The organism is Rothia mucilaginosa (assembly GCF_049990865.1).
Taxonomy (GTDB): domain Bacteria; phylum Actinomycetota; class Actinomycetes; order Actinomycetales; family Micrococcaceae; genus Rothia; species Rothia mucilaginosa_I.
On record NZ_CP188231.1, the window covers coordinates 287,695 to 300,209 of the forward strand.

At 59.0% G+C, this 12,515-nt stretch carries 13 protein-coding genes; 8 read left to right on the forward strand and 5 right to left on the reverse strand.

What is annotated here, in order from left to right; genetic code table 11:
- The first annotated feature begins 241 nt into the window (after positions 1-241).
- Positions 242-895: a GNAT family N-acetyltransferase gene (locus ACP3RB_RS01240; RefSeq protein ID WP_426699215.1), complete on the forward strand. Its 654-nt coding sequence runs from the start codon at positions 242-244 to the stop codon at positions 893-895.
- A gap of 104 nt (positions 896-999) precedes the next feature.
- On the opposite strand, the gene ACP3RB_RS01245 is transcribed toward ACP3RB_RS01240, so the two are convergent.
- The 5 genes from ACP3RB_RS01245 to moaA form a co-directional block, all read right to left on the reverse strand.
- The gene (locus tag ACP3RB_RS01245) at positions 1,000-2,076 is read right to left on the reverse strand and encodes a LacI family DNA-binding transcriptional regulator (protein ID WP_426699216.1); all 1,077 of its coding nucleotides are present in this window, start codon (positions 2,074-2,076) and stop codon (positions 1,000-1,002) included.
- Positions 2,077-2,212: 136 nt separating this feature from the next.
- Positions 2,213-3,526: a molybdopterin molybdotransferase MoeA gene (locus ACP3RB_RS01250; protein ID WP_426699217.1), complete on the reverse strand. Its 1,314-nt coding sequence runs from the start codon at positions 3,524-3,526 to the stop codon at positions 2,213-2,215.
- A 144-nt stretch (positions 3,527-3,670) separates the two neighbouring features.
- Entirely contained in the window at positions 3,671-4,399 is a 729-nt protein-coding gene (gene mobA, locus ACP3RB_RS01255) for a molybdenum cofactor guanylyltransferase (protein ID WP_426699218.1), read from the reverse strand.
- A gap of 14 nt (positions 4,400-4,413) precedes the next feature.
- Positions 4,414-4,680 (reverse strand): MoaD/ThiS family protein, encoded by a 267-nt coding sequence (locus ACP3RB_RS01260; RefSeq protein WP_311473420.1) that lies wholly within the window; start codon positions 4,678-4,680, stop codon positions 4,414-4,416.
- A gap of 103 nt (positions 4,681-4,783) precedes the next feature.
- Complete coding sequence (gene moaA, locus ACP3RB_RS01265; RefSeq protein WP_426699219.1) at positions 4,784-5,995, reverse strand: GTP 3',8-cyclase MoaA; 1,212 nt, start codon at positions 5,993-5,995, stop codon at positions 4,784-4,786.
- Between the two features lie 233 nt (positions 5,996-6,228).
- Here moaA and modA point away from each other — a divergent pair, with 233 nt between their 5' ends.
- The 7 genes from modA to ACP3RB_RS01300 all read left to right on the forward strand — a co-directional run bounded on the left by modA (position 6,229) and on the right by ACP3RB_RS01300 (position 12,445).
- The gene (gene modA, locus ACP3RB_RS01270; protein WP_314643414.1) at positions 6,229-7,035 is read left to right on the forward strand and encodes a molybdate ABC transporter substrate-binding protein; all 807 of its coding nucleotides are present in this window, start codon (positions 6,229-6,231) and stop codon (positions 7,033-7,035) included.
- A gap of 109 nt (positions 7,036-7,144) precedes the next feature.
- Positions 7,145-7,945 (forward strand): ABC transporter permease, encoded by an 801-nt coding sequence (locus tag ACP3RB_RS01275; RefSeq protein ID WP_426699220.1) that lies wholly within the window; start codon positions 7,145-7,147, stop codon positions 7,943-7,945.
- A gap of 124 nt (positions 7,946-8,069) precedes the next feature.
- A complete protein-coding gene (locus tag ACP3RB_RS01280) occupies positions 8,070-9,449 on the forward strand; it encodes a molybdopterin molybdotransferase MoeA (RefSeq protein WP_426699221.1) in 1,380 nt (459 codons plus the stop codon).
- A gap of 108 nt (positions 9,450-9,557) precedes the next feature.
- Complete coding sequence (gene moaC, locus ACP3RB_RS01285) at positions 9,558-10,058, forward strand: cyclic pyranopterin monophosphate synthase MoaC (RefSeq protein WP_314672284.1); 501 nt, start codon at positions 9,558-9,560, stop codon at positions 10,056-10,058.
- 50 nt (positions 10,059-10,108) lie between these two features.
- Positions 10,109-10,627, forward strand: a complete 519-nt coding sequence (locus tag ACP3RB_RS01290) for a MogA/MoaB family molybdenum cofactor biosynthesis protein (RefSeq protein WP_005508377.1) — start codon at positions 10,109-10,111, stop codon at positions 10,625-10,627.
- Complete coding sequence (locus ACP3RB_RS01295; protein ID WP_296705142.1) at positions 10,617-11,123, forward strand: molybdenum cofactor biosynthesis protein MoaE; 507 nt, start codon at positions 10,617-10,619, stop codon at positions 11,121-11,123. Before ACP3RB_RS01290 ends, ACP3RB_RS01295 begins: the two co-directional genes overlap by 11 nt.
- Before the next feature lie 128 nt (positions 11,124-11,251).
- Positions 11,252-12,445, forward strand: a complete 1,194-nt coding sequence (locus ACP3RB_RS01300; RefSeq protein ID WP_311473432.1) for a ThiF family adenylyltransferase — start codon at positions 11,252-11,254, stop codon at positions 12,443-12,445.
- Positions 12,446-12,515 lie beyond the last annotated feature (70 nt).

Here is a 12,515-nt window from a genome sequence, read left to right on the forward strand (position 1 = left end):
GATGTACACCCCGTACCGCTCTTCCTAGAGTTGGTACGGGGTGTGCGATTTTTCCTGCAAAAACATGTAAAAATAGTGTGAATAAATATGCATAAAAATTATGCATAATAGTGCAATATAAGTTGGCACATATTCGGTGCATGGCGATGAAAAATGTCTTGATAAGGCAGAATTTATTAGCCAGGAGTGAATAATCCAGCTAATATTTATGTATAGTTTCAAGCTTTTGTAAAGGGTGAATATGACCTCAGCTCCCTATACCGTCCGCACCGCCGAGTCTCATGAATATGCAGATGCGCTCGAGGTGCTGATTGCCGCATTCGACGGAGATCCCGCCATGATGGCAGTCATTGCAGGCGGTAGCCGCCGACAGGAACTTGCCAAGCTCCGCGCTATCATGACCCTGCAGGTCTACGGCAACTTCCAGGGTCGCGGACGTATCGACATCGCTATTGATGACTCCACCGGCAAGATCGTGGGTGTCTGCCTCTGGAACACCCCCGAATCTCACGAAGGTTCCTTCGCTAACGAGCTCAAGCAGTTTGGCGCCTACTACAAGGCGCTCGGTTGCAAGACCCTGCTGAAGGCGATCCTGATGGAGCTGCACCTGCTCAAGTACCGCCCCGCCTACAAGCACTGGTACCTCTTCAACATCGGTGTTCTCGAAGAGTACCGAGGCCGCGGCATCGGCTCCCGGCTACTCGATTACGGTACCGAACGCATCGGTGATTACCCCGCCTACCTCGAAGCATCGACCTACGACAGTGCACGCCTCTACGAGCGCCGCGGATTTTTCTCCCTCGGCCCGCTCCACGGCATCTTCTCTGACGCACATGCCGTCGGTATGGTCTACCCCGGAACCGGCCCGACCGAGATTGTGCAGCGCACCTCCTAAACTTCCGGATGCCAACACAAACCGATAAATACATAAACGAAAGCCGCCCCACCGTGAGCACTCGCACGGTGGGGCGGCTTTTTATGGTCAAAGGATGAGGCTTCTTATTGCAGCTCATCCGGGGCAGAGGTATCAGGCTGAATCTGATCCAGGTTTGGGATAGAACGCACCGTTGCCCCCAGGTGGAGCTCAACGGGGAGTACATCCTCAGGTTGGCTGATCGGGGGAGTATCTTCCTCAGCAGATTCTCCCTGCTGCAGCTCAATGAGTTCCACCAGACGCTGCGCGGTACGCTTCGCCATACCCTCAATCGGCTGAACCACGGTTGCAAGTTCCGGCATGAGCAGTTGAACGCTCTGCGTGCCGTCATAGCCAACCACCTGGAAATCCTCGGGAACGCGGATGTTTCGAGCACGTGCCCACCCCAGCGCCAACGCGGCGTAACTATCGTTGGAAGCAAAGACCGCGTCCACCGGCTCGGGGCTTTCGGCGCGTTCATCCAGGTAACGGTAGAGCACCTCGCGCTTAATACCCAGCGAGGGGCGGAAGCCCAGCTCCACAAACTCCGGTATGAGTCCCGCCTCAAGCATTGCCTCGCGGTAGCCACGCTGACGCTCATTGTGCTCACCCAGAGTCGACGTCACGTGGACGATATTCTGCGCACCCGTGGCAATGAGGTGCTCCGTGGCGGCGCGGGCGCCTCCGTAGTTATCGGAGCGAATATTCGGGTAGAAACCGCTTTCGAGGCGGTCTACGGTCACCAGAGGAGCCTGTGCATGCGGAATATTGACCAGGGCGTCTGAGTGGGCGCCGCTAATGATGCCGTCCACCTGATTGGCAAAGAGCATCTCCAGATAGCGCTTTTCCTGTTTGGGGTGATCGTCGCTATTGCAGAGAATGACCCGGTAGCCTTCTTCGGCGAGGTGGCTTTCGAGGCGGTACACCATCTCCCCGTAGAAGGGGTTCGCGACCGTGGGGAAGATGAGGCCCACCATCTGCGAGCGCTGACCCTGTAGGCTACGGGCGATGGCGTTGGGTCGGTAGCCGAGCTCCCGCATGGCCTCGTGGACCTTGGTGCGGGTGCTTTCGCTCAGGTAGCCGCGGTTATTGAGCACGCGGGAGACCGTGGTGGGGGAGACACCCGCTAGTGCTGCAACGTCGCTGAGTTTGGGCTTTGCCACGGGGGCTCCCTTCGATATGCTAAACGATTGACATATCTCTCTACTATACCCTCTCCACGGAATCTACCTGAGCCCGAAAAACGAGAAAAGCGCTTTTCGGCTGCACCCTCTACCGCATCGGCTGACAGCACCGGCCTTACAGCACCGGAATAATCGGCACCCGAGTTCCTACCTCGTGGGCAGAACCCCGAACCGAAGAATCATCCAACACGGCACAATGAGTAGCCGCCGCCAACGACGACAACATATGCGACGCCGACTTCGGCAGAGGATACGCCACACCATCACGCACCGACACCGGAAGCAGGCGAACTCCCGCCGGCTTACGCAAAGTATCCACCGGCCCGCCCAAAACCGCCGAATCCAGCTCAGGCAGGGGCATATTCCGCATACCAGCCAAAAGCGGCGGCAAATACGAATACAAAGCCGTGTACGCAGCCAAAGGATTACCCGGCAGACCCAACACAAAACGCTCACGACCAGAATTCGGGCCCGTCTCCGGAACCGGCAAACGCGCAGCCAACGCAGGATGACCCGGACGCACATCCACCGACTCAAACAGGTACGTTGCACCTATATCGTTGAGTACCTTACGCACCAAATCAACACCCGAGGTGCTCGACCCACCCGTAAACACCAACACACGAGCCGTCGACGTAGACAAGAACGTGCGGAACTCAGACTCAACATCCGCCAGGCGAATCGAAGGGCGCGCCTCGCAGCCAGCAGAAATAATCGCATGCTCCATAAAGCCGCCAAACGCATCACGCACCTGACCCGGCGCAGGCACACCAAACGTAATGACCTCGTTACCCGTAAACGCGCAACGCACCGGAATCGGGGCGTACACCGGCAACTCATCAAAACCATTTGTGCCCAAGAACGCCGCCATACGCGCAGAAATACGGTCACCGTGGCGCGCCAACAACTCGCCACGCTCCAGCTCAGCACCGGCATGGCGAATATCAGCACCCACGGCTGGAGGCTCAAAACCCTCCGCCATATCCAGGTAATGAATGCTCGACGCAGTCTCCAAATGAGCAGCAACACCAGGGCGAGAAGAAGCCTCCGCACCCTCATACAGGCGCGAATGCTCCTCACGCACAATCGCCTCAGTGCCCTCAGGAATCAACCCGCCCGTCAGAATCGGGGTCGCCTCACCCGGAGCAATCGGCACCGTCAGACGGTGAATATTCGCGCGAGAATCCTCCGGGTACGCGGGGGTCACCAGACGCCACGGAGGCGCACCCGCCACAGCGTAACCGTCCATCGCCGAAGAGCTGTAGTGGGGTACCGGCATGACCGAATGAATATCAGCCGCCAAGTAGTGGCCAATCGTCGCCAGCAACGGCAAAGACTCCGTCTTCACATGGTGAGCAATATCCAGGCCCTGCTCATGCAGAATTTGGCGGGCCTGGTACCACGAAACAGAAGGAATATGGTGAGACATCGTACCTCGTAAAAGTGTGTGCGGGACGCGCAACAGCGCACGGGGCTCATAAAAACGCCACATGTACACGGCATCTAGAGCAAAGACTTATCCCCTAGGGTACTCGTAGTCAGGCTCTAATATCACACCGCGGTAGCTCAGCTACTAATAACTTGACCACAGCGAAGTCGTATAGCCGAGCGCCTGCGCCTGCTCCCAGGTATCAACATCGGCGGTGTCAGCGGCAGACATCTGAACTGCTGCGGGGTTTAAACGACGCAAAAAAGAACGAACAGAAGCGTCGGTGGTACCGGTCGAAAAGACCGAACGGATCGCCTCAAAACGGTAAATACCCACCAGCGGCTGATAGATGCCCTCAGCGACACCCCAAAAACCTGCAGACGATTCAGAACCCTCAGATGCTTCAAAACCGGCGGGCGCTTCAGAATCGGTGGGGGAGAAGTCCGCCGCACGCTCAGCACACGTCTGCTCAACGCCCCGCGCCGCAGCAATCAGCTGCTGAACCGCCGGAGCAATACGCGGAGTGTCCACGCCCAAAATCAGGCACCATTCAGGCATGGGAGCCTGCGAGCGCTCGCAAGCCGCTGCAATACACTCCAACCCGGCATGAATCGCCGCGGCAGGACCCGAAAACGGCGGATCCTCGCGAGTACGCAACACCTCGGGCGGCAACGGCAAGCTCTCAGGACCCACCACCACGCGCGGGGATGCGGCGGCCACCGCCTCCAGGGCACAATCCAGCAGGGTACTCGTGCCATCAGAGAGGGACGCCTTCGGCACGTGGTTCAGGCGGCGAGAAGCGCCTCCGGCAACAACAACCGCGGCGCACGAAAAATTGGCAGAGCCCTCAGTGGGAAGCGCAGAACCGGGCATCTTATCCGCCCGCATTATCCACCCGCAAAGGGAGGCAGAACATCCACGCGGTCGGCATCCTGCAGGGGAGCTTCCGCATCCGAACGGGCACCGTTGACCAGGAACGAGCACTGCTCCATCACCTGCGCAAGAGTCAGACCCGACGGGGTCGTACCCTCCAGGCTCTGACCCAGATGCTCAACGAGCGCGCCAAGAGTCGCAGACGACAGCTGCGCCAGGGGCACCGACAGCTGCGCGGTACCTGCCGCAGAACGCGCAGCAGCGAAAAAATGAACCTGCATAATGCTCCTCAATCCTTACGTCAGGGGACAACCGAGAATCACGGGCGCAAGAAGCCAGTAAAACGCCTTATCCGTGCATCTTCGGCTGAGAACAGTGGCTTCCTTAGCCACCAATAGCGCTCATCGAGCGGCTCGCCTTAGCGAACTCCTCAATATCGAAGTCAGCGTCTTCCTTGCCGTGGGCGCGCGGCTTGAACCACATGCCCTCACGCCAACGCAGAGCCAGCTGCTTATCGTCAGCGCCAGAACGCAGAAGCTGCATCAAATCAGTCTCGGTATCAGAGAACAGACAGGAGCGGATTTTGCCGTCCGCAGTCAGACGGGTGCGGGTGCACGCACCGCAGAACGACTCCGTCACCGACGCGATAATACCCACACGGCCCAGCGACTCGGTACCGTCAGCCGGGAAGCCAGCCTCGTCCAGGGCAGTACCGAGCGGGTACACCTCCCACAGCTGGGCGGGGGAGTCGCCACGCGCCTCCGCCACCGAACCCAGAACATACTCAGCCGACAGTTTCTCGCGAATCTCAGCGGCAGTAATCGTGCCCTCACGGGTCCAGCGGTTATCGGCATCCAGCGGCATCTGCTCAATGAAACGCAGCTGATAGCCGCCCGCCAACGCCCAACGCAGAAGCTCCGGAGCCTGATCATCGTTCAGGCCCGGCATCAGAACAGCATTAATCTTGATGGGCCACAGGCCAGCCTCCGCAGCACCGTCAATACCCTTGAGCACTGCGTCGAGCTTATCGCGGCGGGTCAGTTCGGCAAAGGTTTCACGGCAAATCGTATCCAGAGAAACATTGATGCGGGTCAGACCAGCCTCCGCCAGGGCGGCGGCACGCTTCTCCAAACCAATACCGTTCGTCGTAATAGCAAGCGGAACATCCGGATGCGCCTGGTGGATGCGGGAAATAATGTCCACTAGATCGGCGCGCACCAGCGGCTCACCACCGGTAAAGCGGATCTCCTCAACGTCCAGCTCAGTAATCGCAATGTCGGCAAGGCGCGCAATCTCCTCGGCGGAGAGCAGATTTTCCTTCGGGAGCCACTGCAAACCGTCCGCCGGCATGCAATAAATGCAACGAAGATTACATTTATCGGTCAGAGAGATACGCAGATCAGTCGCCACGCGACCCCAACGGTCCAAGAGCGGACCGCTATTCGTAATATTCGGGAGCTTACGCTGGGCCTTTACGCCACTCTCAGATTTTTTGGGCGTCACAAAAGCAGCCCCGTTATCCTCCGCAGAAGATAAGGTGCTTAACGTTGGGCCCGCAATGAGCTCAGAAGAGGCCGAATTCGCCGTGTACGCCATGTAAAACCTATGTGGAAAATTTGCATATTTCAGGTGACAATATGATTATTCCATGTTCAGGCGCCCCGTACATAGTGTGTGCAGGGTAAGTTACAACTGCGCCACCGCAGACCACAGTGGCAAAACAACACCACGTGTACAAGCTAGGGACGTACACGAAACGTCATATTAAAGCCCGCACATGGACGCACCTCACCTCCAATAGCAGTACGAACCAACCAAGGAAATACCTCATGAAGAGCCCCCTCGCAGCCCTCAGTGCGCTCGCTGCAGCAACCCTCGCCCTCACCGGATGCGGCGCCACCCAGAGCTCCTCTTCTTCTACCGCCTCTGCAACGAGCAGCCAGGCAGCCTCCGGAAAGATCGAAGTCTTCGCCGCTGCCTCCCTGAACAACGCCGGCGCAGACCTCGAAAAGGCATACGAAGCCGCCAACCCCGGCGTAGACATCACCTTCGTCTACGAAGGCTCCGCAAAGCTCGTCAACCAGATCGAGCAGGGCGCAACCCCCGACCTGCTCATCACCGCAGACACCAAGAACATGGACAAAGCAAAGAAGCTCGACCAGTTCTCCGACTCCAAGACTGACGTCCTCGTCACCAATAAGCTCGTGCTCGTCACCGCCGAAGGCAACCCCGGCAAAATCAACAGCCTCGACGACCTCAAGACCACCGACGGCGTCGTTGCAGTCTGCAAGGAAGACGTCCCCTGCGGCACCATCGCCCACCAGGAACTGAAGAAGCACGACATCACCCTCAAGAACGCAACCACCGAAAGCAAGGTCACCGACGTAGCCACCAAGGTCACCACCGGTAACGCCGATGCGGGCTTCATCTACACCACCGACCTCGCCGCAGCCAAGAAGAAGGGTGCCAACCTCGGCTCCATCGAACTGACCGACGTGGAACGCAACGAATACCCCGCAGCGCTCAGCAAGACCGGCTCCTCCTCCGAAACCGCCAAGAAGTTCAACGAATGGCTGAAGAACTCCGACGAGGCGAAGAAGATTCTCACCGAGTACGGCTTCAGCACCGCAAAGTAATTCAACACAGTAGGGAACAACCCGCGTCTCACCACCCATGACAGACACTACCGCTACCCATCGCAACGCCGGAACCTCACGCACACCCGGAAGCAGACTCTTCGCCTCCGTGCCCGTGCTCTTCCTGGTTCCGGCGTCGCTGGGTATTTTCCTCATTGCCGGACCGCTCCTCGGGCTCTTCCTCAACATCCCCTGGAGCCAGCTCAGTAGCATCTTCACCCCGCAGGTGCTCGGGGCGGCGAACCTCTCCCTCAGTACAGCCGCCGCCTCCACCCTCATCTGCGGGCTTCTTGGTGCACCCCTGGCGCTCGTGCTCTCCAAAGTGCTCAACCGCTCGCGGCTGCACCGGTTCGGGTCGGTCCTCTACGCCATCATCTACACCCCGGTGATTCTCTCCCCGGTCGTCTCCGGCCTCGGGTTGCTCTTCTTCTGGGGACGAAAAGGCATGATCGGCACCTACCTCTACCAGGCAGGAATCTCCATCCCCTTTACCCCCAACGCGGTGATTATCGCCCAGGTATTCGTCGCCCTACCCTTCTTCGTTGCTACCGCGGTCACCACCCTGCAGGCTATTCCCCGCGAATACGAAGAAATCGCCCTCGTCGAAGGTGCTAAACCCGCAGAAATCACCTTCAAAGTGCTACTACCCCTCGCCGCGCCCGGCCTTGCCACCGCCTTTCTGCTCTCCTTTGCCCGCGCTCTCGGCGAATACGGCGCAACCGTCACCTTCGCCGGTAACGTGCAAGGCAAAACCCAAACCATCCCACTTGCCATCGACCTGGCCATCAACAGTAGCGACATCCCCAGTGCCCTCGGAAGCGCCCTGATTCTCATCAGCCTCTACCTAGGCATCTTCGGGGTCCTCGGCCTGATCCGCGCCCTGAAAAAACTACGCGAAAGCACCCGATAAGCCGCCCCGTCGCTTGCCCGGCACACCACCCGGCCCACACCGGCCCTTAGGTAAAACTGCATTTACCAGCCCGCAAACACACACCTACACTAGTTATAACTGCCGCCGCACGATTGGAATCGCCATGATTTCCCCCGAATTCAACGGAACCCCCAGCACCGAAGAATACCGCGCCTACCTGGCACTACTGCTACGCGAAGTCTTCATCGGCACCGCAGAAACGGTTCCCCTCTACCAAGCGGCAGGACGCGTCCTCGCCCAAGACGTCACCGCACGCATGGACGTACCCAGCTTCGACAACTCCCAAATGGACGGCTACGCCCTCACCGCCGAAGCCGCAGAACGCGAAGACCGCATCTTCACCGTCGGACGCGAAATCCCCGCCGGCCGCCCCCTTCAGCGTTCCCGCTCTTCCGACGACCTGACCTACCCCATCATGACCGGCGCACCCATGCCCAAGGGCTACGACGCCGTCATCCCCGTCGAACAGTCCGAACGCATCGAATACCCCGACCTACCCGAATCCTTCGGCCGCCCCAGCGAAAAGGTTAAACTCGCCCCCGGCAAGCCCGGACAGTTCGTGCGCCGCCGCGGCGAAGACGTCGTCACCGGCCAGATCCTTGCACGCGCCGGTGAACGCATCACCCCCGCCCTGCTTGGTGCGCTCGCATCCCAGGGCTATGCGCGCCTGACCGTTGCGGCCGGCCCCCGCGTGCTCGTGTGCACCGGCGGCGACGAGATCCTCTCCGGTGTTGAAGAAGATGGAAGCGCCACCACTCAGGAGCTCGGTCAAGGCCAGATTTTTGATGCCAACGGCCCCATGCTCACCGCCATGCTCCGCGAAGACGGGGCGGAGGTGCGCCGCATCGCTATCGGTGACGACCCCGTAGAGCTGCTGCACCGCCTCGCAGCAGAGTACGAGAGCTTCAAACCGGACATCATCATCACCTCCGGCGGTATCAGCCACGGCAAATACGAGGTGGTCCGCAACGCCATCGCCAAGGCACACGAAGCCGATATTCTGGTGCCCATCTCCTGGTTTGGCCACGTCAGCCAGCAGCCCGGCGGCCCCCAGGGCGTGAACCTGCTCGACTTCAAGGGCCACCGCGTGCCCATGATTTCCTTCCCCGGAAACCCTGTGAGCACGCTCATCTCGTACGCGCTGATTCTTCGCCCCTACCTGCGTGCCGGCGGCCCCTACGGCGTGCCCTACGCGGTCGCCTCCGAACAGGCAACCCTGAACAACGCACCCCGAGGCGTGCTCGTCACCGAAGCCCCGCTCACCGCACCTGCGACTAAGCGCCAGTTCCTGCGCGGCACCCTCGCCATGGTCGAGGTGGAACCCGGAACCTACCGGGTGGAGCTCTACCCGGACGTCCTCTCGGGATCGCACCTGCTGCACCGCGCCGCTCAGGCGGATGTGCTCATTGAGCTGGCGCCCGGAACCACCTACACCGGGGGAGAGGCGGTGCCCTACCACCGCATTCGCCTCACCGATAACTAAGCGAAATGCCCCCGCATTGTTCCTTGCGTCAACGACAAGGAATAATTGAGACTCACACTAAGTAACGATTCGCGGCAGAAGAATACCGCGCAGAAGCCAGGAGAAACGATGACCTCTACCTCGCAGCCCAACCAGGAACTGACCCACGTGCGCGCCGACGGCTCGGCGCACATGGTGGACGTTACGGAGAAGTCGGTCACTACCCGTACCGCCCTGGCCGAGGCAACCGTGCGCACCCGCGAAGACGTTATCGCCATGATTTTTGACGCTGACCTGCCCAAGGGGGATGCGCTTCCGGTCGCACGTGTTGCCGGCATCATGGGCGCTAAGCGCACCCCGGAAATCATTCCCCTCTGCCACCCGCTGCCGCTGGGCAAGATCACGGTGGACTTTGAGCGTGGGACCGACTTTGTGCGTATTGAGGCGTCCGTGAAGACCCGCGGCGTCACCGGCGTAGAGATGGAGGCGCTGACCGCTGTCTCCTCGGCGGCACTGACCGTTTTCGACATGATTAAGGCAGTCGATAAGCACGCCGTCATTACTAATATTCGTGTTCTGGAGAAGAGCGGCGGCAAGTCCGGCGACTGGTCCGTCCGCGAGGACTCCTAAGCTACAGCAGCACACCCCCGTCATCTGATAGATACAGAAAAGGAAAGCCAATGAGTAGCGAAGACTACACCATGCCGGAGAACCTCACCGGCCTGGTCATTGTCGCCTCCACCCGCGCAGCCCGCGGCGTGTACGAGGATAAGTCCGGTCCCATCGCCGTGGAGTGGTTGCGCTCGCGCGGCTTTGATACCCCGGATGCCGTGGTCATTGAAGACCGCGATATTGTCGAGTACTTCAACACCCTGGTGGCCGAGGGCAAGAAGAACGGTAACCTGCCGACGTTCATTCTGACCAGCGGCGGTACCGGTCTGAACTCTGACGACCAGACCGTGGAGGCGGTTCGCCCCCACCTGGATAAGGAAGTGCCCGGCATCATGCATGCCTTCTGGATGAACGGTCTGAAGAACGTCCCCGCGGCGGTGCTTTCACGCGGCGTGGCGGGCGTCATTGATCGCACCTTCGTGATGACCCTGCCCGGTTCGCGCGGTGGCGTGAAGGACGGCGTGGCAACCCTCGACCCGCTTGTTGAGCACATTTGCCGTCAGATGGAGGACTACCATGACCACTAAGTCGCAGAAGGAAGAATCCCTGGACCATTCGGGCGCGCACGGTGCTGAGCCGAGCGGCTCGACCGTGGTGTTCACCGATATTACGGAAGCTCCCCTGGAACCGCTGTACGCGGCGGCTAAGGCGGAGGTCATGACTGACGCCATGGGTGCCCTGGTAATTTTTGATGGCATTGTGCGCAACCATGATCACGGTAGCGCGGTGCGCGGGCTGTCCTATAGTGCGCATCCGCAGGCTCGTGAGTATATTGCGGAGGTTGCCGCCGAGGTTGCTGCCGAGCTGGACGGCGTGCGTCTGTGGGCTGTGCACCGTGTGGGGCCGATTGCTATTGGTGAGTCGGCTCTGACCGTAATGGCTTCTGCTGCTCACCGTGGCCGCGCATTTGATGCCTGTGAGCTGGTGGCTGACCGGGTGAAGGCTCGTGTGCCGATTTGGAAGGAACAGGAACTGCTCGATGGAAGCATCGAGTGGGTTGGTGTGGATACTTCGCCCGCTTAGCCTTCTGAGTATTCTGATATCGCTATATAAGTCTGCCAGGGGGATTTCTCTCGGGCAGGCTTATTCTCCTTGAGGCTTAGATTCCTGAAATTGCAAGCTACCTCTACTACTTGATGCGAGGAACCCTTATGTCTTCTCACACCTCTCGCAGTGCGAGCGAGCTCTCTGCCGCTGAGCGTGCGTTCTATTCTCGTCAGCTGATTCTGCCCGAAATGGGGTATGAGGCTCAGCTGGCGCTCAAGGGCGCACGCGTGGTGGTGTTGGGTGCTGGTGGTTTGGGCGCTCCCGCGCTGCTGTACCTGGCGGGTGCCGGTGTCGGTCAGATCGTGGTGGTTGATGATGACTTCGTGGATGCTTCGAATCTGCACCGCCAGGTGATCCATACGCATGCCAGGGTGGGTAATTCTAAGGCTGAGTCTGCCGCTGAGTCTTTGCGCTCGCTGAATCCTTTGATTGAGGTGTTGCCGGTACGTGAGCGTCTGACGGAGGCGAATGTTGATGAGCTTTTGTCTGGTGCTGATGTGGTGCTGGATGGTAGCGATAATTTTGAGTCTCGTTATGTGGTGTCGGCGGCGGCTGCGCGTGCTGGGATTCCGCATGTGTGGGCTGCGATTCTTGGCTTTGATGCGCAGTTGAGCGTGTTTTGGGCGGGGCACGGTCCGGTGTATGAGGATTTGTACCCTCAGGCTCCTGCGGCTGGCAGCGTGCCGTCGTGTAGTACCGCCGGTGTGGTGGGTGCTATGGCTGGCGTGGTGGGTGCCGCGATGGCTATGGAAGCCGTTAAGTTGCTGACCGGGGTGGGGGAGCCGCTGATGGGTGAGGTTGGCCTATATTCGGCGTTAAGCGGGAGGTGGGAATATATACCTCTTGTAGCTAGCGTGCAAGCTCAGCCTAAGAAAAACGCTGATTTGCCGGCTAAAAAGAGTCATAACCCCAAAAATAATGTAACAATTCGTAATATTTCTCAGGATTTTACAAGCACTTCTGCCGACTCAAAACCTCGCTCGATAAGCGCTCAGGACCTTAAAAAGGTGTCATTGGGTGAAAATATTGCCCTTTTGGACGTTCGTGAGCAGGTGGAATTCAATGCTTTCGCCATTGAGGGCGCTATTAATCTGCCCCTCACTGAACTGCTTGAGGCGGCACGAAATGGCTCTCTCAAGGCCCTAATTGAGCGTAAAATCCCCGCAAATGCCCAGAAAATCGTTATTTACTGCACTGGATACACTCGAACGGTCGAGGCTGCTCGTGAAATAGCCCCTCTGGAGGAGCGTTCTGTGTACATGCTTGAGGGTGGAATTTCTGCCTGGCTTACGGTCTAAAACACCCTTATTTCGTATGAATTAGGCAAGGTTTTTATCTCGTATTTTCCATGCCAATTTTCAGATATAT

Excerpts from the sequence above, each read along its gene's own strand:
- ACP3RB_RS01295 (WP_296705142.1), top strand. The coding sequence starts at position 10,617 with ATGACCACTAAGTCGCAGAAGGAAGAATCCCTGGACCATTCGGGCGCG.
- mobA (WP_426699218.1), bottom strand. The coding sequence starts at position 4,399 with ATGCCCGGTTCTGCGCTTCCCACTGAGGGCTCTGCCAATTTTTCGTGC.
- ACP3RB_RS01280 (WP_426699221.1), top strand. The coding sequence starts at position 8,070 with ATGATTTCCCCCGAATTCAACGGAACCCCCAGCACCGAAGAATACCGC.
- modA (WP_314643414.1), top strand. The coding sequence starts at position 6,229 with ATGAAGAGCCCCCTCGCAGCCCTCAGTGCGCTCGCTGCAGCAACCCTC.
- moaC (WP_314672284.1), top strand. The coding sequence starts at position 9,558 with ATGACCTCTACCTCGCAGCCCAACCAGGAACTGACCCACGTGCGCGCC.
- ACP3RB_RS01290 (WP_005508377.1), top strand. The coding sequence starts at position 10,109 with ATGAGTAGCGAAGACTACACCATGCCGGAGAACCTCACCGGCCTGGTC.
- ACP3RB_RS01300 (WP_311473432.1), top strand. The coding sequence starts at position 11,252 with ATGTCTTCTCACACCTCTCGCAGTGCGAGCGAGCTCTCTGCCGCTGAG.
- ACP3RB_RS01250 (WP_426699217.1), bottom strand. The coding sequence starts at position 3,526 with ATGTCTCACCATATTCCTTCTGTTTCGTGGTACCAGGCCCGCCAAATT.
- ACP3RB_RS01260 (WP_311473420.1), bottom strand. The coding sequence starts at position 4,680 with ATGCAGGTTCATTTTTTCGCTGCTGCGCGTTCTGCGGCAGGTACCGCG.
- ACP3RB_RS01240 (WP_426699215.1), top strand. The coding sequence starts at position 242 with ATGACCTCAGCTCCCTATACCGTCCGCACCGCCGAGTCTCATGAATAT.
- moaA (WP_426699219.1), bottom strand. The coding sequence starts at position 5,995 with ATGGCGTACACGGCGAATTCGGCCTCTTCTGAGCTCATTGCGGGCCCA.